The organism is Aeromonas sp. 61P, from assembly GCF_051919545.1.
Lineage (GTDB): Bacteria > Pseudomonadota > Gammaproteobacteria > Enterobacterales > Aeromonadaceae > Aeromonas > Aeromonas veronii.
Map to the genome: position 1 here is coordinate 3,220,472 of NZ_JBQBEL010000001.1, position 25,235 is coordinate 3,245,706.

Below are 25,235 nucleotides of genomic sequence, written 5' to 3' on the forward strand. Positions count from 1 at the left end.
CGAGGTCGCCTTGTTCGTTTTATCTCTGCCGTGCAATACCGCTTTTTGCCCTCAGGCCAGCGACCGGGTCTCCCTGGCTGCCAGCACTTGCAGTGGCACCAGCCCCAATCGTCTGGCCAGCGGTTGCAGCAACTCACCATCTTCATCACCCTGCGGCAACCAGTAGCGGACAGGCCAGCCGGCTGCCAGCTGCGCCGAGGTGGTGCTGCCAATCTCTCTGAGCGCCAGAGTGCAACCCTGCTGCCGCAATCCCGCCAGCAAGGCACCATCCGGCTGCAGCATCGGCACCAGCAACACCAGCGGCGTACGGGAAGCCTCCGGCAGATAGGCCAGTAGATGAGTCAGCTGGGCCTGGTTGTCGAGCGGGACCAGCAGTGCCCGACCATCGGCATACTGCGCCTTGTGCGCTTGCAGCACACGGGCCAACATGGGCCCCAGCACACCGCACTCCTGCAGCCAGCGCATGTGGCAAGGTACTCCCTCCTGCTCACGCCACTCAAGCGCCAATTGCCACATCTCGTTGCCCTGTCCGTCCGTCAGCGCCTGTAATGCCACTCGCAGCGGTGCTGGCTCGCGCCCCGCCAACCACTCTCGCAGCTGATGAAGCTGCTGCTGACTCAACTGCAACTGCTGCAGCATGGCAGGCTCAAACCAGCTGATCGCCCCATCCAAGCTACGCTTGGCCTGGTTAAGGGCCAGGATGGCCTGATCCAGCAGCCGGGCGGCATCCTGCTGTTGCGCCTTGGCGACCCCGAGCCGACAGGCCAGATCGAAGCTGCACTCCCGGGTCACAAACTCGAAATGGAGCAGATCCACCAGCTCATGAATGGCGGTTTCCAGCGCATCATCCGCCTTGGTCAGCACCACGGCAAATTCGTCACCACCGAGGCGGTAAGCGTGACTGCCATGAGCCTGTTGCAGCTTGTTGGCCACCATCTGCAACAGCCGATCACCGACCTGATAACCCAGCAGGTCATTGACCTGCTTGAAGCGCTTGAGATCGAGCACCACCAAAGCGCTCACCTCGCCAGCATGCAGAGCGCGAGAGAGCTGCTCCTGCAGGGCACGGCGGTTGCCAAGCTGGGTCAGGGGATCGAGCAGGGCAAGCCGACGGTTCGCCAGATTGGCGCGAATGAGGGCAGCGACCAGAGCGCCACCGGTCAGCAACAGGATCAGTTGCCAGATCTGCAGCCAGAACAGGCTGTTGCGGATCTGGCTGACCGATTGCTCCCGCTCCTGGCCGGAGAGGATCTGATCCCCTATCTGTTCGATGAGACGGGTCTGGCTGACGATCGCCTCCTGCAAGCGGGCAAGCTCAGCCCCCTCGCGCAGCGCACCGGCCTCCATCTGGGGTTCGAGCTGCTTGATCTGCTCGAACAGGGTGGCCAGCACTTTGCCGAGCCCGTGCCGCTGGCGCATCTCGGCGGTTTCACTGCTGATGAGGAAGATGTCGAGCCGGTTCCACAGCAGATCGTAATCGAGGCTCAGGGTCTCCATCGACAGTCTGCCAGCCCGATAGAGCTGCAGGTCGTAGAGAAAACGCTGGGATTCGAGCATCACCTGGCTGATGTTCCAGTGGACATTGCGGTAGAAGGTATCGACCAGCTGCTCCTGCCGATACTGCAGATAGAGGCTGCTGCCCGACGAGAGCAGAAACAGCAGCGATACCGCAGCCAACAGCAGATTTTGGCGGGATAGCCCCATCAATCGACGATCTCGATGCGGGTCACCTGCCACACCATGCAGTTGTGAATGGCTGGCACGTCCAGCTTGGGATAGGTGGTGAACGGGATGAGCAGCCAGAGCGGCCCCTTGTTGCGCCGGGTCAGCGGTTTGCCGTCTTCGTGACGCACCAGAGTTAGCGGCACGCCGTCGAACAGTGCCAGATCCACCACCTGCTGGTAACCGTTGAGGGCCGAGACGGCGATCTTGCGGGCATCCGGGCTCCCTTGCGCCGCCAGCACGGCTGACAAGGTCGGTCCGCGATAGTGGTGGGCGCCCTGAGTCCAGGGGGTAGTGGTGGTGAATTCGGTCTGTGGCAAGGCGGAGAGGGCCTCCTCATCGAGGTTCACCTGCTGGCCATCTGGCAGTATCAGGGTCATCAGGGGGATGGAGGCCGATGCACTGGCACTGGCCAGCACCAGGAGAAAAAAAGCGATCCATTGCTTGACTGCGGTCATGGTAATTTGCGCCAACTGCGTCCCATTTTTTAAATGGTTGCCAGTGTGGCGATTTCACCGAACCATTGCAACTGTCCCGTCGCACAGTAGCTCAGGGACCGCGCATCTCCATCCAGTTGTGCCCCTCGACTTGCCTCGGTTGATGAATGCCGCACGCCTCCAGCAACTCATCGACATAGGCGGGCACCAGCAGGGAGGCTGGGCCATAGCGTTTTTCGTCAAACTGGCTACCCACCTCGCTCGGTTCGAGATTGAGCTCGATGGTGTGCGCCCCGTTGAGGCCCGCCTCATGGACAAACCCGGCGGCTGGATAGACGGCGCCAGAGGTGCCGATGGAGATGAAGAGATCGCACTGGGCCAGCGCGCTGTAGATGCGATCCAGCCCGAGCGGCATTTCGCCAAACCAGACCACATGGGGACGCATCGGCTGGGGAAACTGGCAGCAGGAGCAGAGCTCGTCCTGATGGAGATCGCCGCGCCACTCGATCACCTGACCGGACTCGGGGCAGCGGGCCTTGAGCAGCTCCCCATGCATATGGATAAGGTTCTTGCTGCCCGCGCTCTCGTGCAGATTGTCGATGTTCTGGGTGACCAGCGTCACCGAACCGGGCAGCAGTCGCTCGAGACGAGCCAACGCATAGTGGGCCGGATTGGGATGAACCTGGGGCTGTTGCAGCTGTTTGCGGCGGGAGTTGTAAAAGCGCAGCACCAGTTCGGGATCCCGGGCATACCCCTCGGGTGTCGCCACATCCTCGACCTTGTGCTCTTCCCACAAACCGTCGCAGGCACGAAAAGTCTTGATGCCGGATTCGGCAGAGATCCCCGCGCCGGTCAGGATCACGATATGTTTATATGACTGCGCCATAAGCTGCTCCGTCTATCCCCGCACAATAAATGTGACCTTAGCACAGGGAAAAAAGTGTCACTATTCGCCCTTGGTCTTAAGCGGCGCCGCTGGCGGCACGGGCAACCAGGCATCCAGTACCGACAGATCCAGCCTGACAAAGACCATCTCCCGCCCGGTCACCAGGGTCAGCGGCAAACCAAGGCGCTTGAGCAGGGTCAGCATGGGCCGGTTCTGGGCCAGCACTTCCGCCGTCCACTCCCGGATCCCGTCCGCTCTAGCCAGCAGTGCCAGCGCCAGCAGAATGCGCCTCCCCGCCCCCTTGTGCTGAAAGTGATCCGCTACGATGCAAGAAAACTCCGCCCGATCGGGATGAAGGCGGCGGCGGATTGATTGCGCCTGAGCCAGCGGCTCACCGGCCAGATCGGTCAGTAGCAGCGAAATCTGTTGTTCGGGATGGTAATTGAGAAATTGGGCCACCTGTTCCGGTGGCGGCGTCCGTTTCGGACGCATAAAGCGCAGATAGATGCTCTCTTCACTCAATGCATCGTAAGCGGCCAGCATGCGGGTAGGCGCCACCCCATGCAGCTCGCGCAGCAGGCAAGGCACCCCGGAGACCTGCATCGCCAGTGGCAGCGCAGCTCGGGAAACCGGATGGGGCCAGCCCTCCAGTCCTTTGCCAAGGCGCTCCCGGTGCATGGGCCAGCAGAGGTAGCGCGGCATGGCTTACCAGCGCCCCGTCATACCGCGCTCTCGCCACACCTCGACGTCGAGCAGGTTGTAAGGATCATCCAGATAGACGACGATCCCCAGCTCCCGAACCCGGGCCATAAAGCGTCCCAGCAGGGAGTCACCGGTCAAGGACTCCATCTCCGGCAAGATCCCCTGCCCCAGCAGCAAGGCTTGCAGCGGCAAACGCTCCAGCAGATCGAATGGCAGATGCTGGCTGTTATCGAGCAGCAGCGCCAGCTTGCTCCCCGCCAGACTGGCTTGCAGCACCAGCGCGAAGCGATCGGCATTGCCGAGCAGGTGGTCACGACGGTGGATCAGCAGGGTCAGTTCGGCCGGGGTACGCGACTGCTCCGTCAGCCAATCCTTGAGCGCCTCCCAGCGGCTGGGTAAACCCGTTACCGCCAGCCAGACCGGATGAGGGGTCGCGGGACTGGAGAGCAGCCCAAGCTGACCCTGCACCTCCCCCTGCCACCGGCGGATGGAGCGGCGCTGGCCGCTCAAGCGCTGCTGACGCAGCGGGCCCAGATAGAGTCGACGCAGCAACCTGAGCAGCTCGTCGCAATCAAGCGGCTTGGCCAGCGCCGCCAGAATATTGAAACCGGCATCGTGCAGCAGGCGGCGGGCTCCGTCGATCAGCGTCTGCTCATGGGCCGAAAGCAGCACAATGGGCAGCCCGGCCTCCTGCAACTGGGGCTGGTTCATCAGCAAACTGATGGCATCTTGCTCCACCAGACTGAGATCGCACACCAGCAGGCTGATGTCGCCCGCCGACAATGCCGCAAGACAGGCCGATTCATCCTGTACCCACTGACAGGAGAGCCCCAACCCGGCGATGGTCTGTTGCAATTGCATCCCCTGAAACGGGTGATCCTCGAGCAGCAGCACCTTGTTAGCGGCCAGCCAGTTGCACCATTTACGGTAACTGGCGGCAAGCCCCCCCAGCCAATCCTCGCCGATAGCGTAAATCCCCTCATGCTGCTGCAACTGGGGGAAGTAGTCCGCCTGCTGATGAGCGGCGGGGTCGTAAAGGGCAATGGCACCTGCCGCAAACAACCCTTCCCACTGCCAGCAGGCATCCGGTCGGGTACGGTGCAGCGTGACATCGGAGGGCAATGTCATGGTGCTGGCCAACTCATGGGCGGTGCTGTCGAGGGCATAGAGCACAATGGGGCAAAATCCTGCCGCCTCATGCTCTTCCGAATCGAGCAACGCCAGTAATTCTTCATCAGTGATGATCATCTTGAGCCCTCTTTGAAAACTGCTGGCTGAACTCATCCAGTGCCCGGTTCAATCTGGCTTGCAGCATCGGATGGGGCGCCTGTTGCCACTCTTCAATGACCGCCACCAACGCAGTCGCCCCTACCATTCTGGCGGCCCCCTTCAACTTGTGTAAAGCAGCATTCACGCCAACTTCATCTTCTTCTGTGCTGCAGCGCTCAAGTTCGGCCAAATCATCACGGGTAGCCTTCAGATAAAGGGCGGCCAGTTCATCGGTCAGCAGCGAGGCAACCGGTGTCGGGGCGACAGCATTGCTCCCCTCTTTGGCAATATGGCGCAGCAAGGTCGCCAGCTCCTTGAGGGCGACCGGCTTGTCCAGATGGCCATCGCAACCGCAGGATTGCAGCTCCCTTGCCGCCTGATCACTGAGATCTGCGGTGATCACATAGACCGGCAGACGGGCCCAACGGGCGGATTGGCGCAATTGCCTGCACAGCTCGGCCCCGTTCATCACCGGCATCTGCAGATCGGTCAGCACAAAATCCACCTCCTGCTTCGCCAGCATCTCCAGCGCCAGCTGCCCGTTGGCGGCAGTGATAACGCTGGCACCAAGTTGCCCCAGTTGCAGGCTGATCAGCTCGCGATTGACATCGTGATCTTCAACCAGCAGTACCCGCATGCCAAGCCCGGGCTGGGTACCGGCGACCGGTTGATCCGGGGTCAGCCGTGGCTGCAGCAGGGTGATGATGGTCCCGGGCACCCAGGACTCCCCTTGCCAGGCCCAATAGTAGAGCCCCTTCTCGTCCACCTCCGCTTGCAGCGTATCAACGGCGTTGCTGACGGTGGCGATCCCCAAGCGACTGAGCCAGGGCGAGAGCGCTTGCGCCTCATCGTGGGGTAAAGAGAGTGCCAGCTGCCGCACATTGGGCAGCCAGTCCGGCTCCTGCTGCACCCGCTTCAGGGGCAACTCGCAATAGAAGCGGCTACCACCACCAACACGCCCCTCGACATCGATAAGACCCCCCATCTGCTCGATCAGCTGCTTGCAGATCGCCAGACCAAGACCGGTGCCCGGCGCCCGCAGCTGGCCTTCAACGGCAAACTGCTCGAACGGCATAAAGAGCGTGGTGCGCATCTTGGTAGTGATCCCCGGTCCCTGATCATCCACACCAAAGCGCAAGGTCGATGCAACCACCTCGGCCCACAGCACCACTTCCCCACGCAGGCTGAACTTGATGGCATTGGAGAGCAGGTTGTGGAGTACTTGCCGTACCCGGTGAGGGTCGAGGGTCTGCAGGGCTGGCAGAGCCGGGTTCAACTTAAGGCGCAGTTGCAATCCCTTGGCCCGCGCCTTGGTCCAGTGCACCGCCGCCACGTGCTCGCACAGCTCGGCAAAATCGGTGGGTTGCGGCGAGAGGGAGAGTTTGCTGTTTTCGTTGCGGCTAAAGTCGAGCACATCGTTGAGCAGGCCGAGCAGCTCATCCCCCGCCTGACGCACCCGCGCCAGCGCCGAATCCTGCTCTCTCGACAAAGGAGTGCTGGCCAGCCACTCCAGCAAACCGAGCATGGCGTTCATCGGCGTGCGGATCTCGTGGCTGATGGCGGCCAAAAAGCGCCCCTTGGCCAGAACTGCCTGTTGCGCCTGCTCATGGGAGTGCTGCAGTGCTTGATCCTGCTCGACCCGGGCAGTGGCATCCTGCATCACCGCATAAATTCGCCAACCCTGCGGTTGACTGCGGCCACGGCCATAGAGCTGCAACCAGCGCAGACCCTTGGTCGGATGGTGGTAGCGCATGGTGAACGCGAAGGGTTTGCCAGCCTGCAACATGGCGAACATCTCACGGCTTACCCGACGACGATCCTCGCGCTCCAGCATAATGAGCACCCGTTTGGGCTCACGACGGATCTGCTGACTCGCCAGCCCCAGCAGCTCGTAACAGCCCCGGCTGATAAACTCGATCCCACCTACCCGTCCCCGCTCGAACATAAACTGCAGCACCACGCCGGGAACGGTATTGGTCAGGGCGCGCAGGCGGCGTTCTGCCTGACGCAAAAAACGGGCCTGCTCACGCAGCACACTGATATCCGACAGGGCGATAAGATCGGTGGCTGGTGCCTGCTTGTCCAGCCGCAGCGGATGCTGGGCATAGGCGAAGACCTGATCCCCCAGCACAAGCTCCCCTTCACTCTTCTGAGGCTGCACCGGCGGCAGCATCAACTGCTGCGAATAGCGCAGGGCCAGACGTCGCCCCTGCTTGTTGGATTTGATCACCTTGCCCTGGCTATTGCGCAGATAGACGGGCATCGGCAACGCCTGAAACATGGTTTCCCGCAGCTCGCTCTCGATGGCTAGCGCCTTCTCGGCGGCGTGACGCTGGGCCACCTCCCGTGCCAGTTGCTGGCGGGAGCGCCAGATCCCGCCGATGACGATACCGCTGATCAGCAGTGCCATGGCAATGGAGCCAAACCAGGCGGCGTAGCTCACGCCGGGCTGCTGCACGACGAGCAAGCGACGCCAGCGCTGGTTTAGTTCATCAATCTGGGTGCTGGTCAGTGCCATCAGGTTGCGATCCATCACCCCGGCCAGTTCGGTCTGACTCTTGTTGATGGCAAAGCCAAGACTGAAGCGATCTTCCAGCTCCTCGATATCGAGCCCTTCCAGCAAGTTGGTACGCTGGGGATATTGCAGCTGATATAGCTCGCTCAGCATGGCGTCAGCCTTGCCCTGTTTGATCGCGGCAAGCCCCTGCTCGAGGCCGTCGGTGCGAAGCCACTCCTGATCACCGAGCAGGGCGAGCAAGGAGGGATCGTAGAGGGATTCCGGCACCAGAATACGCTGCCGCTTGAGTTGGGTGATGCGATCGGCAGCCAGCTTGCGCTTGCTGATCAAAGCAAACCGGTTGGTGGAGATCGTCCGACTGAAAATGAACTGATCCGTCAATGCCGGGGATTCCGGCAAGCCGGCCATCATATCCGCCTCACCACGGCGCAGCTTTTCTACGGCCTCCGCCTTGCTGGCGGCATGCACCAGCTTGTATTTCAGGCCGGTCTCCTGGGTGACCCAGCGCAGCACATCCGCGCTCCACCCTTTCGCCTCCCCGAGATCATTGACGCCGCTATAGGGCATCAACTCGGGATTGACCACCAGGCGAATGGTGCGCCCGCGGCCGGATAACCAGGCCTGCTCGGTATCGCTGAAGTGGGGCTGGTTGACATATAGCGACCCCTGATCGAGATAGCGAGCCAGATCGGTATAGATAGTACCGGCGGGCATATGACGGATCAGGGTGTCCACTAGATTGGCCAACTCAGGCTGATCACGCATCATCAAGCGATAGCTGATGATCCGATCCTCACCAAACAGGCGGCGCAGGCGCAACCCATCGGCAGGAAACTCGCGCATCAGATAGCGCAGTTGCAGATAGTCCCCCAGATAGGCGTCACCCTTGCCACTCTGCAGCGCGTCGTAGACCTTCTCTCCGCTTTTTAGGGAAATAACGCGTGCCTGGGGATAGAGCTCGTGCAGCAGGCGGGCTGAGTCTGCCACCGAGTAGACCAGAAAGCGGGCCTGTTTGAGATTTTCTCCCTTGTAGAGGATGGCGGCATCGGTCTCCATCATCGGACGACTTAACCGCATACCCTCCACGGCCTTCTTGCGGGTTCCGACATAGGGAATGATGTCGCAGTCACCCTCTGCGAGCCCATTGCGCAATGTCTGCCAATCGGGCAACTCTTTGAGCACCAGCGGAATCGGGAACAGCTCCTGCAACCGGGCGAGACGATCCTTGAGCAGTCCCCCCTCGGCCATCAGGTATGGTGGAGGAAGCGTCGCAGGATAGCAGAGCGAAAGCTGACTCAGTGAATTTACATAAGCTTGGGTCGCCGGCGCCAACGGCAGCACTGTGGTCTGCAAAGGCTTGACGTGCAATGGCAGTGCCAGTACGGCACCTAGAAGAAAAACGGGGAATTTGGTCATCTGAAAACAAAAGCCAGGCATCTGCCTGGCTTTTTATCACTCGTTGGGTTCAACATTTTCTACCCTGGCCTTGAGCTTCTGGCCAGGCCGGAAGGTCACCACGCGGCGGGCGCTGATAGGAATATCCTCGCCCGTCTTGGGGTTACGTCCGGGACGCTGATTCTTCTCACGAAGGTCAAAGTTACCGAAGCCTGAAATCTTGACTTGTTCACCACGCTCAAGCGCCTGTCGGATTTCCTCAAAGAAGGCTTCCACCATATCTTTGGCTTCACGCTTGCTCATCCCGAGCTGGGTGAACAGGTGCTCTGCAATGTCGGCTTTGGTAAGCGCCATAGATCAATCCCTCAAGGATGCATTCAACTCTTCACCAAGGGCCCGCACGACATTGTCTACGGTCTCGGCAATCTCTTTCTCCTCCAGGGTGCGCTGGGTATCTTGCAATACAAGACTGATGGCCAGGCTCTTCTTGTCCTCTGCCATACCAGCACCCTGGTATACGTCAAACAAGTTTATTCCAACTACCTGATTTCCGCCAACTTTTTTAATTACCGCAAGCACATCACCTGCCAGAACCTGACGATCGACCACGACGGCGATGTCGCGACGGTTCGCCGGGAACTTGGAAACCTCGGCTGCAACCGGCACCTTGGCCGGGGTCAGCTTATCCAGCTCCAGCTCAAACATCACCGCACGGCTCTTGAGGCCCAGCTTCTTCTCGAGGCTCGGGTGGATCACGCCGATGTGGCCGATGATCTCGCCATTACGCAGGATGGCTGCGCTCTGGCCCGGGTGCAGGGCGCTGTGCTCGGTGCGCTCGAAGGTAAAGGTGGCCCCTTCGGCGGTCAAGTCCAGCACCGCTTCCAGATCCCCTTTCAAATCAAAGAAGTCGGCTGCACGGGTTTTGATATCCCAGTGCTCGTCGCTCTGGTTGCCAGTGATGATACCGGCCAGCATCGGCTCCTGACGGATGCCGTTCTCGGCGCTTTCATCCTTGATGAAACGCAGACCCTGTTCAAACAGACGCACACGCGGCTGCTGACGGTTCTGGTTGTAAACCACCGCCTGCACCAGACCCGGGAACAGAGAGACGCGCATGGCGGACATCTCGACCGAGATCGGGTTCGGCAGCACGATGGCATCGCTCTGCGGGAACAGGGTTTGCTGGGTCTTGGGATCGACGAAGCTGTAGGTGATCGCTTCCTGGAAACCGCGGTCAACCAGCAGGTCGCGCACGCGCTTCAGGGTCACCTGCCCTTCTGCCTGCTCCACCATCGCCAGAGAGGCGGCGGGTTTCAGGTTCGGGATGTTGTTGTAGCCGTAGATGCGAGCCACTTCCTCGATGAGGTCTTCCTCGATGGCGATATCGAAACGCCAGGAGGGCGCCAACGCAGTCCAACCGTCAGCATCCACAGTCACCTGCATGCCGAGGCGAGTCAGGATCTCGACCACCTGAGCATCCGCCACGCTGATACCGATCACTTTATCGAGCTTGCTGCGACGCAGCTTGATGGGGGCAGCCTTGGGCAGATGGGCATCGGATTTGACCTCGATGACCGGACCGGCTTCACCGCCGCAGATATCCAGCAGCAGACGGGTGGCTCTGTCCATCACCTTGGCCTGCAGCTGCGGATCCACCCCGCGCTCGAAGCGATGGGAAGAGTCGGTGTGCAGACCGTAGGCACGGGCACGGCCGGTGATGGAGAGCGGCGCGAAGAAGGCGCACTCCAGCAGGATGTCGGTGGTGGTCTCGGAAACACCGGTGCGATTGCCACCGAAGATACCGGCCATGCAGGCAGGGCCTTTGGCATCGGCAATCACCAGGGTGGTCTCTTTGAGCTTCACTTCGTTGCCGTCGAGCAGGGTCATCGGCTCATCGGTGTGGGCGCGACGCACCACCAGCTCCCCTTCCAGGGTAGCCAGATCGAAGGCGTGCATCGGCTGACCGTATTCCAGCAGCAGGTAGTTGGTGATGTCGACAATGGCATCGATGGAACGAATGCCGCCACGGCGCAGCTTCTCTTGCATCCAGAGCGGGCTCTGGGCCTGCAAGTTCAGCCCCTTGATGACGCGGCCCAGATAACGGGGGCAATCAGCTGGTGCTTCAACCCGGATCGGGAAAGTTGCATCAATGGTGGCAACAGCTGGTGCCCAGGTCGGCTCGACCACGTCCACGCTGTTGAGCACGCCAATTTCACGGGCCAGACCGGCGATACCGAGGCAATCGGCACGGTTCGGAGTCAGATCCACGTCGATGGAGACGTCGTTCAGATTGAGGTAGTCGCGAATATCGGTACCGATGGGGGCATCGGCCGGCAGCTCGATGATGCCATCGGCTTCAACGTCGATACCCAGCTCACTGAAAGAGCAGAGCATGCCATGGGACGGCTGGCCACGCAGCTTGGCTTTCTTGATGGTGAAATCACCCGGCAGGGTCGCCCCTACTTTGGCCACACACACTTTCAAGCCCTGACGGCAGTTTGGCGCGCCGCAGACGATGTCCAGCAGCTCGGCTTCACCCACGTTGACCTTGGTCACCCGCAGCTTGTCGGCGTCAGGATGCTGGGCGCACTCGACCACTTCACCCACAACCACATTGTTGAACTGGCCAGCCACCGCTTCCACGGCGTCCACTTCCAGACCGGCCATGGTGATCTGTTCGGCCAGCGCATTGTCACTCAACTCGGTGCGGACCCACTCCATCACCCAGGATTTACTGAATTTCATGTTCTCTCGCCCTTACTTGAACTGCTTGAGGAAGCGCAGGTCGTTTTCGAAGAAGGCACGCAGGTCGTTGACCCCGTAACGCAGCATGGTCAGGCGCTCAACGCCCATGCCGAAGGCAAAGCCCGAGTATTTTTCCGGATCGATGCCGACTGAACGCAGTACGTTCGGGTGAACCATGCCGCAGCCCAGCACTTCCAGCCACTTGCCGTTCTTGCCCATCACGTCTACTTCGGCGCTCGGCTCGGTGAACGGGAAGTAGGAAGGACGGAAGCGAATGGTCAGGTCTTCCTCGAAGTAGTTGCGCAGGAAGTCGTGCAGGATGCCCTTCAGCTCGGTAAAGCTGGCATGCTCGTCAACCAGTAGACCTTCAACCTGATGGAACATCGGGGTGTGGGTCATGTCGTAGTCGTTACGATAGACGCGGCCCGGTGCAATGATGCGGATCGGCGGCTGCTGATGCTCCATGGTACGGATCTGCACGCCCGAGGTGTGGGTACGCAGCATCAGATCAGGATTGAAGTAGAAGGTATCGTGATCGGTACGCGCCGGGTGATGAGCCGGAATGTTCAGCGCATCGAAGTTGTGGAAGCCATCTTCAATCTCGGGACCACGGGCAACCTTGAAGCCCATCTCGCCAAACAGGCGCTCGATGCGCTCGATGGTGCGGGTTACAGGATGCAGACCGCCATTCTCGATGCGGCGACCCGGCAGGCTGACGTCGATAGTCTCGGCAGCCAGCTTCTGGTTCAGCACGGCGACTTCGAGCGCTTCACGACGCTCGTTCAGCGCATCCTGAACCTGCTGTTTGGCCTGGTTGATCACGGCGCCCGCGGCGGGACGCTCTTCGGCAGACAAGGCACCCAGGCCCTTCATCTGCTCGGTAAAAAAGCCCTTTTTACCCAGATATTTGACCCGGATTTCGTCGAGGGTAGCGATATCGCTCACGCCCTCAATTTCGGCTCTGGCTTGGCCGACTACTTCTTCAAGCTGTTGCATGTCTTCCTCGTCACCACTCCCGGTACAGGAGCCTTTAGGCTAAATAAGGTCAAGAGGGGAATAATACAAAAAAAGCCCCTTCGCTGACCATAGTTAAGGTGGGCTTTTCTCCCTACAAATCATTTTGTTATATCAAGCGAGTCTTATCGGTTCACCGCAACTCCTTAAATAGTGGAACAAACATCCAGTTTGTTGGCATATAAAGCGGTTGTAGAATCGGTCATCTCGCACATATCACCTTATGTGGAGAAATATGTAGCGCGTGTAAAACAGTGGACAGAATATGGACGAGAGAAAGGAAAAAGTGATGTAAAAACGTGAATGACAGATACAAAAAAGGAGGCCTGAGCCTCCTTTTAGCGTTTATAACAGAACTGGATTAAACCAGAGCTGCTTTAGCTTTTTCAACCAGGGCGGTGAAAGCCATTTTGTCGTGAACAGCGATATCGGACAGGATCTTGCGATCGATCTCGATAGAAGCCTTCTTCAGACCGTTGATCAGACGGCTGTAGGACAGACCGTTCTGACGGGCTGCAGCGTTGATACGCGCAATCCACAGCTGACGGAACTGACGCTTTTTCTGGCGACGGTCACGGTAGGCATACTGACCAGCTTTGGTTACCGCTTGTACCGCTACGCGGTAAACACGGGAACGGGCGCCGTAGTAACCTTTGGCGGCTTTCATTACTTTCTTGTGACGAGCTCGAGCAGTCACACCACGTTTAACTCTTGGCATTTTTCACATCCCCCCTTATGCGTACGGCAGACAAGCGACAACACGTTTGTGGTCGGCAGCAGAAACCATAAATTTCGGTCCCAGCTGACGCTTACGCTTGCTGCTCTTCTTGGTCAGGATGTGACGCAGGTGGTTGTGCTTGCACTTGAAGCGACCCGAGCCAGTCTTCTTGAAGCGCTTTGCAGCACCCCGGTTGGTTTTCATCTTCGGCATTTCATACTCCGCATTGTGAGTGACAACAAAATCGCAAGGCGAACCAACTCGTGGGGCAAGCCCCATGAGTCAATTTCTTGTGGGCCTTAAGATTTCTTCTTAGGTGCGAGGACCATCACAGCTTGACGGCCTTCGACTTTCGGGAACGATTCGACTACGGCCAACTCTTCCAGATCGTTCTTGACGCGCTCGAGAACCTTGATACCAAGATCCTGGTGGGCCATTTCACGACCACGGAAGCGCAGGGTGACCTTAGCCTTGTCCCCGTCTTCCAGAAAGCGAACCAGGTTGCGTAGTTTTACCTGATAGTCGCCTTCGTCAGTGCCAGGACGGAATTTGATTTCCTTAACCTGGACGACTTTCTGCTTTTTCTTCTGTTCTTTGGTTGTTTTGCTCTTTTCGTAGAGGAATTTGCCGTAATCCATGATCCGGCAAACGGGCGGCTCAGCATTTGGACTGATCTCTACCAGATCAACTCCGGCCTCTGCGGCCAAGTTCAGAGCATCCTGAATGGAGGTGATGCCAATGGCTTCACCATCCAGACCAGTCAGACGAACTTCTTTCAGACGGATCTCTTCATTGATCCGGTGAGCGCGGGCTTGCGGTTGCTTGCCCAGTTTTTTTCCGCCTTTTATAGCTTATTCCTCCACTTTCTTTTGTCCGCGGGTCTGAACTTCCTGGGTCAACAGAGCGATGAACTCTTCAACAGGATAAGTGCCCAGGTCAGCCCCTTTACGAGTCCGTACTGCAATCTTACCGGCTTCAACTTCTTTATCGCCGCAGACCAGCATGAAAGGTACTCGCTTCAAAGTATGCTCGCGGATTTTAAAGCCAATCTTCTCATTTCTCAAGTCCGCTTTTGCGCGAAGGCCCGCATCATTCAATGCTTTGGCTACTTTCACCGCATAATCGGCCTGATTGTCCGTGATATTCATGACCACAGCCTGAGTCGGTGCCAACCAGGTCGGGAACAGACCGGCGTACTCTTCAGTCAGAATACCGATGAAGCGCTCGATAGAACCCAGGATGGCCCGATGGATCATCACGGGTACATGGCGATCGTTGTTTTCGCCCACATAAGTGGCACCCAGACGACCAGGCAGGGCAAAGTCGAGCTGCACGGTACCACATTGCCACGCACGATCAAGGCAATCGTGCAGGGTAAATTCAATTTTGGGACCGTAGAACGCCCCTTCACCCGGCTGCAGATCGTACTTCAGACCGTTGAGCTCCAGCGCTTCGGCCAGAGCTTTCTCGGCTCGATCCCACATCTCGTCGGAGCCGATACGCTGCTCGGGACGAGTGGAGAGCTTGACCACGATGTTCTCGAAGCCAAAGGTACCGTAGACGTCATAGACCATACGAATACAGCCGGAGACCTCTTCCATGATCTGCTCTTCGGTACAGAAGATGTGAGCGTCATCCTGAGTGAAGCCGCGCACCCGCATCAGACCGTGCAGGGAACCGGACGGTTCGTTGCGGTGGCAAGAGCCAAACTCGGCCATCCGCAGCGGCAGATCGCGGTAGGATTTCAGACCCTGGTTGAAGATCTGAACGTGACCCGGGCAGTTCATCGGCTTGATGGCGTACTCGCGGTTCTCGGACTGGGTGGTGAACATGGCCTGGGCATATTTCTCCCAGTGACCTGAACGCTCCCACAGGACGCGGTCCATCATGAACGGACCTTTCACTTCCTGATAGTCGTACTCTTTGAGCTTGCCGCGGATGAAGGTTTCCAGCTCGCGGAAGATGGTCCAGCCATCGTTGTGCCAGAACACCATACCGGGTGCTTCTTCCTGCATGTGATACAGGTCGAGCTGCTTGCCGATCTTGCGGTGGTCGCGCTTGGCGGCCTCTTCCAGACGCTGCAGATAGGCCTTGAGCTGCTTCTTGTCAGCCCAGGCAGTACCGTAGATACGCTGCAGCATCTTGTTGTTGGAGTCACCGCGCCAGTAGGCGCCGGACATCTTCAGCAACTTGAAGTGGTGGCAGTGACGCATGTTGGGCACGTGCGGGCCGCGACACATGTCGATGTACTCTTCATGATGATAGAGACCTGGCTGGTCATCACGGGCAATGTTCTGATCCAGGATTTCGACTTTGTAAGACTCGCCGCGCGCCTCGAATACATCGCGCGCTTCTTGCCAGGAGACTTTCTTCTTGATGACGTCGTAATCCTTGGCTACCAGCGCCAGCATGCGCTCTTCCAGGGCAGCCAGATCTTCATCGGTCAGGGTACGGTCAAGATCAACGTCATAGTAGAAGCCGTTGTCGATGACAGGACCGATGGCCATCTTGGTCTGGGGCCAAAGTTGCTTGATAGCATGACCCAGCAAGTGGGCGCAGGAGTGGCGCAGGATGTCCAGACCTTCTTCGTCTTTGGCGGTGATGATGGCCAGCGCAGCATCGGCTTCGATCAGCTCGCACGCATCCACCAGTTCACCGTTTACCCGACCGGCAATGCACGCCTTGGCGAGACCGGGACCGATGTCCGCAGCCACATCCATGACGGAAACAGAGTGGGCAAATTGACGTTGGCTGCCGTCAGGCAGAGTAATGATTGGCATTATGTGTTTCCTTATACAGTGGTGACCCCTACCAAAGGTCACATGCGGGATGGAAAAGAGATTCAAAAAGGTGATGTTTTGGTTCTCCACAGCACTTTGCGAAGACGGCCTGACACGTAAACCACATGTCTAACGTGACAAACCAAGCCAAAACGGCCCCATGCTACCAGAAGTCGGGCGTGCTGTATCGGATTTGCAGATATTTTCTACAGTCAAATGAGTCGCCTGCCGACTATTCACCAAGCAGAGATTGCCAGTTGAAGTCAAAGTCACTGCTCCCCTCCTCGGCCAGCGCCAGCTCTTGCAGCACCTGAAGCGCCAGCTTGTTGCCCTTTTGTGCCGCCTGATAGAGCCACTGTTTCGCCTGAGGCAGATCGACCCTGCCGCTGACCCCCATCAGATGAAGCACACCGACTTTCAGCATGGCCGGGACATCACCATTGCGGGCAGCTTGATCCATCCAGTGAAAGGCTTGGCGCAGATCTCGCTTGACCCCCACACCGCGCAGATAGAGCTCTGCCAGCCGGTATTGGCCGAAGGGATCCCCTGCCTGCGCCGACTGGCGATAGAGGCTGATGGCCTGATGGATATCCTGCTCGCTCCCCTGCCCCACCTCATGACTCCAACCCATGAGAGCCTGTGCCCGAGGTTGGCCTTGATCGGCCAGTGGCGACCAGATCCGGGTCGCCTCATCAAAGTGACCGGTACGCCAGGCACGGTTGGCGGCAGCCATCTCCTGCTCGGTGGAGAGCGGAAGCAGACGCCAGATAACCAGCGCAAACAGACCGATAAACTGCCAGCGGGAAGTGGTGGGTCTCATGATGATTTCCGTGATCCAGTTCTCATTTCGTCTATGTAAACGAAATGTAGCGTTGCGATCAAGCAAGAGATCCCTACGACAACCCTTTTTGCACCCGGTCGATCAGTAGTTGTTGTCATTTATCCGGTGCACCTGCAAAATAACTGTATGTATAAACAGTATCGGTGCACACCATGGCAGGACGAGGCAGCCCCCACAATATCGATCACCGTTTTAGCTGCACCCTTGTCGAAGCGGTCGATGACGGCTGGCAATCGTCCGATTGGGATGCCACCTTCACTCCTTCTGTGCCTGACACCGAGGTGCGGGAGATCGATGCACGCAGCATCATCAGCTACAACAGCTCGCCGGATGTCCCCTTTGGTCGCTCCATCAACCCCTATCAGGGGTGCGAACACGGCTGCATCTACTGCTATGCCAGACCCAGCCACGCCTATCTGGAGCTCTCCCCCGGCCTTGATTTCGAGAGCAAGCTGTTTGCCAAACGCAATGCAGCCGACCTGCTGCGCCGGGAGTTTGCCAAACCTGCCTATCAGCCACAGACCATCTTCATTGGCGCCAATACCGACCCCTATCAACCCATCGAGCAGCGCTATCGCCTCACCCGGCAGTTGCTGGAAGTGATGCTGGCCCACCGCCATCCGGTCGGGCTCATTACCAAGAGCGCCATGATCTTGCGCGACCTCGATCTGTTGACCGAGCTGGCCAGAGAGGGACTGTGTCAGGTGATGGTGTCGGTGACGACCTTGAACGAAACCCTGCGCCGACAGCTGGAGCCCCGCGCCAGCACAGGTGCAGGCCGCTTGAAAGTGATCGAGAAGCTGGCCAACGCTGGCGTGCAGGTGGGGGTACTGGCCGCCCCCATGATCCCGAGGCTCAATGAACCGGAGCTGGAGCAGATCATCAAATCGGCCGCCGAGGCTGGCGCCAGTTGCGCCGATTACATCCTGCTGCGCCTGCCCCACGAGCTGGCGTCGCTATTTGGTGACTGGCTCGATACCCACTATCCGGGCCAGAAGGAGGCTATTTTAAATCAGTTGCGAGCCAGCCGCGGTGGCGGGCTCAACAGTACCGCCTTCGGCACCCGCATGCGCGGTGAGGGGCTCTTTGCCGATCTGCTGGCCCAGCGCTTTCGCCTTATCAGCAAGCGCCTTGATCTGGGCAAACGCCATATTCAGCTCAGGCTGGATGGGTTTATCCGCCCTGGGGAGCAGCTGTCGTTTTTCTAATCCCCCTTTTACGCCCTGCATACATCAGATGCACAACCCTTGCCTGCCAAGAGGTTGAGAGGAAAGCCTGTCGCGGCACATCCTGTGGAAACCCCGCTTTTCAGAATTTTCCAACGGAGTAGCCATGTCACGACAGGATCGCGCTATCCGGTAATGACCGTGCTAACGCCTTAGCCTGCGCGCTGATCCCGACCCTGTTGCACCATTTCAACCGGTAGTCGCGAGGGCTCATGGGCCACTTCGTGCTCATCCTCTTCATACTGCGGCACCTCTGACTCGCCCCATACCCGGCTCCACCAAATTTCCCACGTGATCCAACTGGTCATATGCAGCTCCTGACGGTGAAGGTGATAGCAACAACGCACCACTCGCCCGGCAGGATAGCGGCTGGGAATGACAGGGAAATGACAAAAAAATCACTTGTAAAAAGGCAACTGGCCGTGACAAGGAAAAGCCGAAACAGTTCACATATTCGGCGAAATCATCCTGAAAGCGGTCACAAATCTGCAGGTTGTGGATTGCAGCTCACTCTGTTCCCGCCAAAGCTGGCTTGCCCATTCAGGCATCTATAAAAACAGGGACACAATAATGAAACACACAGCGGGAATATGGGCGATCGCAGGCATGCTGATCGCCCCCTTGGCGCACGCCGACGTCATACTTCACGCCTTCAACTGGAAGTACAGTGAAGTAACCGCCAAAGCCGACCTTATCAAGTCGGCCGGTTACAAACAGGTACTCATCTCGCCGCCTCTCAAGTCATCAGGCAACGAGTGGTGGGCTCGTTACCAGCCGCAGGATCTGCGTCTTGTCGACTCCCCTCTTGGCAACAAGCAGGAGCTCGAGCAGCTGATCGCCGCCATGAAGGCGCGGGGCATCGCCGTCTATGCCGATGTGGTGCTCAACCACATGGCCAACGAAAGCTGGAAACGCCAGGACCTCAACTATCCCGGCAACGAGCTGCTGCAAAGCTACGCCAGCAACCCGGCCTATTTCGAGCGCCAGAAACTGTTTGGCGATCTGGGGCAAAACTTCCTCTCCGGTCAGGATTTTCATCCGGAAGGGTGCATCAGCGACTGGAGCGATCCGGGTCATGTCCAGTATTGGCGTCTCTGTGGCGGTGCCGGTGACAAGGGGCTGCCGGATCTGGATCCCAATAACTGGGTGGTAAGCCAGCAACAGGCCTATCTCAAGGCGCTCAAGGGAATGGGGATCAAGGGTTTTCGGGTCGATGCGGTCAAACACATGAGCGATTACCAGATCAATGCCGTGTTCACCCCCGAAATCAAACAGGGGATGCACGTGTTTGGCGAAGTGATCACCACAGGGGGCGCAGGCAGCACCGATTACGAGCGCTTCCTCAAACCCTACCTCGACAGTAGCGGTCAGGGAGCCTATGACTTTCCGCTGTTTGCTTCCCTGCGCGGCGCGCTGGGGTATGGCGGCAGCATGAACCTGCTGGCGGATCCGGGCGCCTATGGTCAGGCACTGCCGGGCAGTCGTGCCGTCACCTTTGCCGTGACCCACGACATCCCCACCAACGACGGCTTCCGCTATCAGATCCTGACCCAGACTGACGAGAAGCTGGCCTACGCCTACCTGCTCGGCCGCGATGGTGGCTCGCCGCTGGTCTATTCGGATCACGGCGAGACCCAGGCCAAGGATGGACTGCGCTGGCAGGATTACTACCAGCGCGCCGATCTCAAGGGGATGATCCGCTTCCACAATGCGGTGCAGGGTCACCCCATGCAGCTGGTCGGCAGCGGTGACTGCTTTGTGCTGTTCAAACGGGGCAAGCAGGGGCTGGTCGGCATCAACAAGTGCGACTACGAGCAGGAGTATTGGCTCGATACCGCCAAATTCGAGATGAACTGGTATCGCAACTATCGTGACGTGCTCGACCAAGGCGCCGTGGTCAACGTGCAGAGCCAGTGGGTACGGGTCGCCATTCCCGCCCGCAGCGCCAGAATGTGGCTGCAGGAGTGATCCAGCCGTAAGATCAGCGGAGAGTCATAAAAAGCAGACAAATAAAAAGAGCGACCACCAGGGTCGCTCTTTTTGCTCAGAGACGTTGCTCGGGTAACAGGTGACGATACTCGTCGCCCGCTTCCCCAGCATCGACCGCATCAGTGCCGGTCGCGGTATCGGTACCTTCAGATACCTCACCGTCAACGGCCAGCGCGTCGTTCTCGTCTTCGTCGCTCTCGGCGATGCGCTGCAGGCCAACCACGGTCTCGTCTTCACCGGTACGGATCAGACGTACACCGCCGGTGTTACGGCCAATGACGCTCACCTCGGCAACACGGGTACGCACCAGGGTGCCGCCGTTGGTGATCAGCATGATCTGGTCGGTATCTTCGACCTGGATCGCATCGATCACCTTGCCGTTGCGCTCATCCACCTTGATGGAGATAACGCCCTGGGTACCACGGCTCTTGGTCGGGTATTCGGCCAACGCAGTCCGCTTGCCGTAACCGTTCTCGGTGGCGGTGAGGATGGCACCTTCGCCGCGCGGAACGATGAGGGAAACCACCTTGTCACCGGCGCCCAGCTTGATGCCACGGACACCGGCGGCGGTACGACCCATCGGACGCACGCCCTTGAAGGTGCCCTTGCTTTCGGTGCCTTCGCCGTTGTCGCTGCCATCATCGTCGTTGCCAGCATCGTCGTCGGTTTCAACGTCATCGCTGACATCCGCATCGGCGCGACCGCTGCCTTCGGCGAAGCGAACGACTTTGCCCGCGTCGGAGAAGAGCATGATCTCGTTGCTGCCGTCGGTGATATCCACCCCGATCAGCTCATCGCCCTCTTTGAGGTTGATGGCGCGGATACCGGAGGAGAGCGGACGGCTGAAGTCAGAGAGGCTGGTCTTCTTCACGGTACCGTTGGCGGTGGCGAAGAACACATACTTCTCGGCGTCATATTCCTTCACCGGCAGGATAGCGGTGATACGCTCACCCTCTTCCAGCGGCAGCAGGTTGATGATCGGACGACCACGGGCGCCACGGGAGGCTTCCGGCAGCTGGTAAACCTTGAGCCAGTAGACCTTGCCACGGGTGGAGAAGCACAGAATGGTGTCGTGGGTGTTGGCCACCAGCAGACGCTCCACAAAGTCCTCTTCCTTGATCCGGGTGGCCGACTTGCCACGACCACCACGGCGCTGGGCCTCGTAGTCGGAGAGCGGCTGATACTTCACATAGCCCTGGTGAGACAGGGTAACCACCACGTCTTCCGGGGTGATCAGATCTTCGATGTTGATCTCGGCACTAGACATGCTGATCTCGGTGCGACGCTCGTCGCCATACTGCTCACGCACGGCCAGCAGTTCATCGCGGATCACTTCCATCAGACGAGCCGGGCTCGCCAGGATGTGCAGCAACTCGGCAATCAGATCCAGCAGAGACTGGTACTCTTCCAGGATCTTCTCGTGCTCGAGGCCGGTCAGCTTGTGCAGACGCAGGTCAAGGATGGCCTGGGCTTGCTGTTCGGTCAGGAAGTATTGACCTTCACGGATACCGAACTCCGGCTCCAGCCACTCTGGCCGTGCCGCATCGTCGCCCGCTTTTTCCAGCATGGCGGCCACGTTGCCGAGTTCCCAGCCCTTGGCAACCAGGCCCGCTTTCGCGTCGGCCGGGGTCGCGCTGTGGCGGATCAGCTCGATGATGGGATCGATGTTGGCCAGCGCAACCGCCAGACCTTCCAAAATGTGCGCCCGATCCCGCGCCTTGCGCAGTTCGAACACGGTCCGGCGAGTCACCACTTCACGGCGGTGCAGCAGGAACGCATCCAGGATCTCTTTAAGGTTCATCACCTTGGGCTGGTTGTTATCGAGCGCCACCATGTTGATGCCGAACGTGGTCTGCATCTGGGTGTGCTTGTAGAGATTGTTCAGCACAATCTCGCCGGACTCGCCGCGCTTGATCTCGATAACGATGCGCATGCCGTCTTTGTCAGACTCATCGCGCAGGGCACTGATGCCCTCGATCTTCTTCTCTTTGACCAGCTCGGCGATCTTTTCGATCAGTCGAGCCTTGTTCACCTGATAGGGGATCTCGTGAACGATGATGGTCTCGCGACTGGTCTTCTCGTCCACTTCCACTTCAGCTTTGGCCCGCACATAGATGGAGCCACGACCGGTACGGTACGCCTGCACGATGCCGGAACGACCGTTGATAATGCCGCCGGTGGGGAAATCCGGGCCGGTGATGTAGGTCATCAGCTCGTCAATGGTGAGGTCGCCGTTTTCGATCAGCGCCAGGCAGCCATTGACAATCTCGGTGAGGTTGTGAGGCGGAATGTTGGTCGCCATGCCCACCGCGATACCGGAGGAGCCGTTGACCAGCAGGTTGGGAACCTTGGTAGGCATGACCGCCGGGATCATCTCGGTGCCGTCATAGTTCGGCACCCAGTCCACGGTCTCTTTGTCCAGATCAGCCAGCAGCTCGTGGGAGATGCGGGCCATCCGCACTTCGGTATAACGCATCGCCGCGGCGCTGTCGCCGTCGACTGAACCGAAGTTGCCCTGACCATCGACCAGCATGTAACGCATGGAGAAATCCTGCGCCATCCGGACAATGGTGTCATACACAGCGATATCGCCGTGCGGGTGATATTTACCGATTACGTCACCGACCACACGGGCCGATTTTTTATAGGGCTTGTTCCAGTCGTTCCCCAACTCGTTCATAGCAAACAGAACGCGGCGGTGAACCGGTTTCAAGCCATCACGCACATCCGGCAGAGCTCGTCCTACGATCACGCTCATGGCGTAATCAAGATAGGAACTCTTGAGCTCTTCTTCGATGTTGACCGGCGTGATCTCTCTGGCCAGATCGCTCATAGAAAGCCTTATCCCTAATTAGTTGTTCTTTGGCTTAAACAGCGCGACATGGTAACACACTGAGCCAAATACCTTAAGCCACAAATCGGGTATCAGATCGGGCTGGTGTGACAAAGTCCGTCCGTTATAATGCCCGCCAGGACAATAGATTGCGCCCATGACTCAGAAGCGGGCGCCCTGCCACAGGATCTTCGAAAAATGAACAGTGATGCCAATGTCGATCTGACAGAAATCGCCAAGTTTGAAGCCATCGCCTCCCGCTGGTGGGACATGGAAGGTGAATTCAAACCCCTGCATCAAATCAATCCGGTACGCCTTGACTGGATCACCGACAAAAGTGGCGGTCTGTTTGGCAAGCGCATGCTCGATATCGGATGTGGTGGCGGTATTCTCTCCGAGAGCATGGCCCGCCGTGGTGCCAGGGTAACCGGCATCGACATGGGCAAGGAGCCCCTCGGCGTCGCCCGCCTGCACGCTCTGGAGCAGGGTGTCGAGCTCGAGTACCGCCAGATCACTGCCGAAGCCCATGCCGCCGAAGTGCCGGGCCAGTATGACGTGGTCACCTGCATGGAGATGCTGGAGCATGTGCCGGACCCCGCCTCCGTGCTGCGCGCCATCGCGACTCTGGTACGCCCGGGCGGCCGGGTGTTCGTCTCCACCATCAACCGCAACCCCAAATCCTATCTGATGATGATCATCGGGGCCGAATACCTGATGAAGATGGTGCCCAAGGGTACCCACGATCACAAAAAATTCATCACCCCGGCCGAACTGTGTCGCATGGGTGAAGCAGCTGGCCTGCTGGTGCGGGACATGAGCGGCGTCCACTACGCCCCCCTCACCAACCAGTTCAAGCTCGGCAAGAATGTTGACGTCAACTATATGGTGGAGTTTGTCCGCCCGGAGCACGGTTGATGAGCGCCTCTCACCTGCAACCTCTTCGTTGCGTGCTGTTCGATCTGGATGGCACCCTGCTCGACACAGCCCCGGATCTGGGGGCCGCCGTCAACCACGTGCTGATCAACGAAGGTTTTGCGCCGCTCTCTGACGACATTATTCGTCAGACCACCTCCCACGGGGCGCTCGGACTGCTGAAAGCGGGCCTCGGCGACGAACTGCTTGAAGAGCTGGGGGCCACGCGCCTACGCAATGCCCTGCTCGACTACTACGCGGCCAATCTCTGCGTCGGTACCCGTCCCTATGAGGGAATGGTGGATCTTATCGAGTGGCTGGATGAAAAACAGCTCCCCTGGGGCATCGTCACCAACAAGCCGGGCTTTCTCACCGAGCCGCTGCTGGCAGCCCTGCCACAGCTTGCCAGCTGCGGCGTCACCGTCAGTGCCGATACCCTGCCGGTACGAAAGCCCGACCCCGCCCCCATGTTCTTTGCTTGTGAGAAGCTGGGGGTCGAAGCAGCTCACTGCCTCTATGTGGGGGATCATGTGCGGGATATCGAAGCGGGCCGCAACGCCGGCATGCGCACCGCGGTCGCTGGCTGGGGCTATCTCAATGATGAGGAAGATCCCGCCCAGTGGGGCGCCGACCTGCACTTTGATACCGTGCAAGCCTTGCACCACTGGCTGCGCTATGAGTTGACGGCCAAAGCGTAACGCGCAGCCTTACCGGCTGATATGCGAAAACGGGGGCGAAGAGACTCTTCGCCCCTTGCATCTCTTCCTTTACGCTCCCGCGTCCTGCGCCACCATCACGCCTCTATTCATGGATAATAAAGGCAGCTTTCCGCCTGTTGGATACCCATTTGACAAGCTCGCAGCCGTCACAAAGCGGCTACAAACCACCGTCATCTGATGCAAAGCCCTTGCCACGCTGAGCCCGCGGCTGCGACAACTGGACAGCTTTTGACCCTTGTTGCATAAGGGATAATCAGCCGCCGTTTGCTAGTAAAAAGCCCCCCGTTTCGCAAGCAAAAAAAGTTATTTAAATTTTCCATCTTCGATCGGGAGACTTGCTTTTAGCGGAGCGGACGAATGAAAACCCGCTCACTGTGAGCGGTCACTAACTGATGGGGCAAGACTCACAATTTATCCACAGCTCGTCACTTATCCACACATTGCAATGGCGGGCCGACCTCACTATCTTGTAGCTCGAACTTAAAATAACACTACATCTTGTGATTCATCGCACAATCTCTACCCAACT

The 25,235-nt window shown here is 58.7% G+C and carries 20 protein-coding genes; 4 read left to right on the top strand and 16 right to left on the bottom strand.

Features of this window, described 5'->3' with window-relative positions; genetic code table 11:
• Nucleotides 1–51: 51 nt before the first annotated feature.
• From ACTG2O_RS15300 to ACTG2O_RS15365, 14 genes are all read right to left on the bottom strand, one after another.
• Nucleotides 52–1,704: a diguanylate cyclase domain-containing protein gene (locus ACTG2O_RS15300; RefSeq protein ID WP_439976263.1), complete on the bottom strand. Its 1,653-nt coding sequence runs from the start codon at nucleotides 1,702–1,704 to the stop codon at nucleotides 52–54.
• Nucleotides 1,704–2,180: a hypothetical protein gene (locus ACTG2O_RS15305; RefSeq protein ID WP_439976264.1), complete on the bottom strand. Its 477-nt coding sequence runs from the start codon at nucleotides 2,178–2,180 to the stop codon at nucleotides 1,704–1,706. Before ACTG2O_RS15305 ends, ACTG2O_RS15300 begins: the two co-directional genes overlap by 1 nt.
• A gap of 91 nt (nucleotides 2,181–2,271) precedes the next feature.
• Entirely contained in the window at nucleotides 2,272–3,045 is a 774-nt protein-coding gene (gene cobB, locus ACTG2O_RS15310) for a Sir2 family NAD+-dependent deacetylase (RefSeq protein ID WP_005336680.1), read from the bottom strand.
• A 60-nt stretch (nucleotides 3,046–3,105) separates the two neighbouring features.
• A complete protein-coding gene (locus ACTG2O_RS15315; RefSeq protein ID WP_019445155.1) occupies nucleotides 3,106–3,747 on the bottom strand; it encodes a GNAT family N-acetyltransferase in 642 nt (213 codons plus the stop codon).
• 3 nt (nucleotides 3,748–3,750) lie between these two features.
• A complete protein-coding gene (locus ACTG2O_RS15320) occupies nucleotides 3,751–4,995 on the bottom strand; it encodes a response regulator (protein ID WP_439976265.1) in 1,245 nt (414 codons plus the stop codon).
• Nucleotides 4,982–8,971, bottom strand: a complete 3,990-nt coding sequence (locus ACTG2O_RS15325; protein ID WP_439976266.1) for a response regulator — start codon at nucleotides 8,969–8,971, stop codon at nucleotides 4,982–4,984. The genes ACTG2O_RS15320 and ACTG2O_RS15325 overlap by 14 nt, the downstream gene beginning before the upstream one ends.
• Before the next feature lie 15 nt (nucleotides 8,972–8,986).
• Nucleotides 8,987–9,283 carry an integration host factor subunit alpha gene (gene ihfA, locus ACTG2O_RS15330; RefSeq protein WP_005300715.1) on the bottom strand — a complete coding sequence of 99 codons (297 nt, stop codon included), beginning with the start codon at nucleotides 9,281–9,283 and terminating at the stop codon, nucleotides 8,987–8,989.
• 3 nt (nucleotides 9,284–9,286) lie between these two features.
• Entirely contained in the window at nucleotides 9,287–11,674 is a 2,388-nt protein-coding gene (gene pheT, locus ACTG2O_RS15335; protein ID WP_021230076.1) for a phenylalanine--tRNA ligase subunit beta, read from the bottom strand.
• 12 nt (nucleotides 11,675–11,686) lie between these two features.
• Nucleotides 11,687–12,670 carry a phenylalanine--tRNA ligase subunit alpha gene (gene pheS / locus ACTG2O_RS15340; protein WP_005336686.1) on the bottom strand — a complete coding sequence of 328 codons (984 nt, stop codon included), beginning with the start codon at nucleotides 12,668–12,670 and terminating at the stop codon, nucleotides 11,687–11,689.
• 379 nt (nucleotides 12,671–13,049) lie between these two features.
• Nucleotides 13,050–13,406: a 50S ribosomal protein L20 gene (gene rplT / locus ACTG2O_RS15345; protein WP_005336687.1), complete on the bottom strand. Its 357-nt coding sequence runs from the start codon at nucleotides 13,404–13,406 to the stop codon at nucleotides 13,050–13,052.
• Between the two features lie 15 nt (nucleotides 13,407–13,421).
• The gene (gene rpmI / locus ACTG2O_RS15350) at nucleotides 13,422–13,619 is read right to left on the bottom strand and encodes a 50S ribosomal protein L35 (protein WP_005336688.1); all 198 of its coding nucleotides are present in this window, start codon (nucleotides 13,617–13,619) and stop codon (nucleotides 13,422–13,424) included.
• Between the two features lie 86 nt (nucleotides 13,620–13,705).
• Nucleotides 13,706–14,254, bottom strand: a complete 549-nt coding sequence (gene infC / locus ACTG2O_RS15355) for a translation initiation factor IF-3 (RefSeq protein ID WP_026034907.1) — start codon at nucleotides 14,252–14,254, stop codon at nucleotides 13,706–13,708.
• A 3-nt stretch (nucleotides 14,255–14,257) separates the two neighbouring features.
• The gene (gene thrS, locus ACTG2O_RS15360; RefSeq protein WP_005336690.1) at nucleotides 14,258–16,186 is read right to left on the bottom strand and encodes a threonine--tRNA ligase; all 1,929 of its coding nucleotides are present in this window, start codon (nucleotides 16,184–16,186) and stop codon (nucleotides 14,258–14,260) included.
• Between the two features lie 232 nt (nucleotides 16,187–16,418).
• On the bottom strand, nucleotides 16,419–17,006 hold the full coding sequence (locus ACTG2O_RS15365; protein ID WP_439976267.1) for a tetratricopeptide repeat protein: 588 nt from the start codon (nucleotides 17,004–17,006) through the stop codon (nucleotides 16,419–16,421).
• A 173-nt stretch (nucleotides 17,007–17,179) separates the two neighbouring features.
• Between ACTG2O_RS15365 and ACTG2O_RS15370 the strand changes: the two genes are divergently transcribed.
• Nucleotides 17,180–18,235: a PA0069 family radical SAM protein gene (locus tag ACTG2O_RS15370; protein WP_323909419.1), complete on the top strand. Its 1,056-nt coding sequence runs from the start codon at nucleotides 17,180–17,182 to the stop codon at nucleotides 18,233–18,235.
• A 170-nt stretch (nucleotides 18,236–18,405) separates the two neighbouring features.
• Here the strand turns inward: ACTG2O_RS15370 and ACTG2O_RS15375 are convergent, their stop codons facing one another.
• Nucleotides 18,406–18,561 carry a hypothetical protein gene (locus ACTG2O_RS15375; RefSeq protein ID WP_005336695.1) on the bottom strand — a complete coding sequence of 52 codons (156 nt, stop codon included), beginning with the start codon at nucleotides 18,559–18,561 and terminating at the stop codon, nucleotides 18,406–18,408.
• A gap of 262 nt (nucleotides 18,562–18,823) precedes the next feature.
• Here ACTG2O_RS15375 and ACTG2O_RS15380 point away from each other — a divergent pair, with 262 nt between their 5' ends.
• A complete protein-coding gene (locus ACTG2O_RS15380; RefSeq protein WP_439976268.1) occupies nucleotides 18,824–20,221 on the top strand; it encodes an alpha-amylase family protein in 1,398 nt (465 codons plus the stop codon).
• A 76-nt stretch (nucleotides 20,222–20,297) separates the two neighbouring features.
• Here the strand turns inward: ACTG2O_RS15380 and gyrA are convergent, their stop codons facing one another.
• On the bottom strand, nucleotides 20,298–23,075 hold the full coding sequence (gene gyrA / locus ACTG2O_RS15385; protein WP_439976269.1) for a DNA topoisomerase (ATP-hydrolyzing) subunit A: 2,778 nt from the start codon (nucleotides 23,073–23,075) through the stop codon (nucleotides 20,298–20,300).
• A 198-nt stretch (nucleotides 23,076–23,273) separates the two neighbouring features.
• Between gyrA and ubiG the strand changes: the two genes are divergently transcribed.
• The gene (gene ubiG, locus ACTG2O_RS15390; protein WP_108571790.1) at nucleotides 23,274–23,990 is read left to right on the top strand and encodes a bifunctional 2-polyprenyl-6-hydroxyphenol methylase/3-demethylubiquinol 3-O-methyltransferase UbiG; all 717 of its coding nucleotides are present in this window, start codon (nucleotides 23,274–23,276) and stop codon (nucleotides 23,988–23,990) included.
• Nucleotides 23,990–24,685, top strand: a complete 696-nt coding sequence (locus tag ACTG2O_RS15395) for an HAD family hydrolase (RefSeq protein WP_439976270.1) — start codon at nucleotides 23,990–23,992, stop codon at nucleotides 24,683–24,685. Before ubiG ends, ACTG2O_RS15395 begins: the two co-directional genes overlap by 1 nt.
• The last annotated feature ends 550 nt before the right edge of the window (nucleotides 24,686–25,235 follow it).